At 35.8% G+C, this 1,299-nt stretch carries 2 protein-coding genes; both read right to left on the reverse strand.

All coding sequences use genetic code 11. The annotated features are described in order from the left end of the window. Positions 1–41: 41 nt before the first annotated feature. A complete protein-coding gene (locus ACWATA_RS29300) occupies positions 42–923 on the reverse strand; it encodes an IS3 family transposase (protein WP_129542432.1) in 882 nt (293 codons plus the stop codon). An 8-nt stretch (positions 924–931) separates the two neighbouring features. Continuing rightward, complete coding sequence (locus ACWATA_RS29305; RefSeq protein ID WP_034655895.1) at positions 932–1,228, reverse strand: transposase; 297 nt, start codon at positions 1,226–1,228, stop codon at positions 932–934. Positions 1,229–1,299 lie beyond the last annotated feature (71 nt).

A 1,299-nucleotide genomic window follows, 5' to 3' on the forward strand; every position in this document is an offset into this window, starting at 1 on the left:
TGGAGTGACCCCTGTCAAATAGACAGTCTTAAGAAAACTACCTATGCAGCCTGAGTTCTATACTGATAAGGACTCAGGTTATTTAATTTTCGTTGAAATCGTTCATGATTATAAAAATTTATGTATTGGTGAACGGCATTTTTGACCTCATTGGCTGTTTGGAATTTATATAGATAGAAGCATTCCGATTTAAAATGACTAAAGAAACTCTCTATACAAGCGTTATCCCAACAGTTGCCTTTTCTAGACATACTAACTTTCATCCCATTCGCTTTTAAGAAGCGATGATAAGCACGAGATGTATATTGAATTCCCTGATCACTATGTATGAGGACTCCTTCTACATTTCTTCGTTTCTTGGCAATTTCGAGTGTATCCATTACTAATTTCAAATCATTCCTCGAACTTATTTTATAGGCAACAATTTCATTGTTGTACAAATCTTTAATCGCTGATAAATACAAAGATTGTCCATTAAAAATTAAATAGGTGATATCGGTTACCCATTTCTGGTTAGGCTGCGAAGCCTTAAACTCTCTGTTCAGATGATTAGATGACAGAACGAAAGCTTCTTTTTTTCGATAATATGGCCGTTTTTTTCTAATAATAGCTTTTAGCTTCAGCTCTTTCATTAACCGTTGAATACGTTTGTGATTTACATGTAATCCATATACGACCTTTAACCAGGTCTGTACTCTCCTATATCCATAGATACCTCTGAACTTTTGATAGCACTCTCTTATTTTTTGTTTCATTCTTCTATCTTCACATTGCTTATGAGAAGGGGAATCCTCACGGTTCCGCCATTTATAATAGCCACTTCTAGAAACCTCTGCAATTTTACATAAGAGGCAGATAGAGAAGCGTTTCTTTGACATTTCTTTAATAACTTTATATTTCTTTTGGATAGGTACTGCTTTCATTCCTCCTTTTACACCTGTAAGAGCTTTTTTAACATTTCATTCTCAGCTTCTAATCGTTTTATTTTTGTTTCTGTATCTTCTGGATAAGTAGATGGATGCCCTATTGTAGAGCCTTGTGTTTTTCCTCTTTTTTCTTCAAGGCCTTTCAGGCCTTCAGCTTCAAAATGTCGAACCCAGCGCAGAACGGTTGTATGGTCAATCCCTAATTCTTTCCCAACGGCCTTACAGCCCATTCCATCCCAAAGATATAAATCGACTGCTTTTTTCTTAAACTCAATGTTGAATGTTCTCCTCTTTTTCCCCATAAAAAATCCCCTCCATAGTAGACAGAATAGGTTGCTTTCTTCTATTTGTCTACTATAAGGGGAGCATACCA

This window comes from Priestia sp. USM5 (assembly GCF_058323215.1).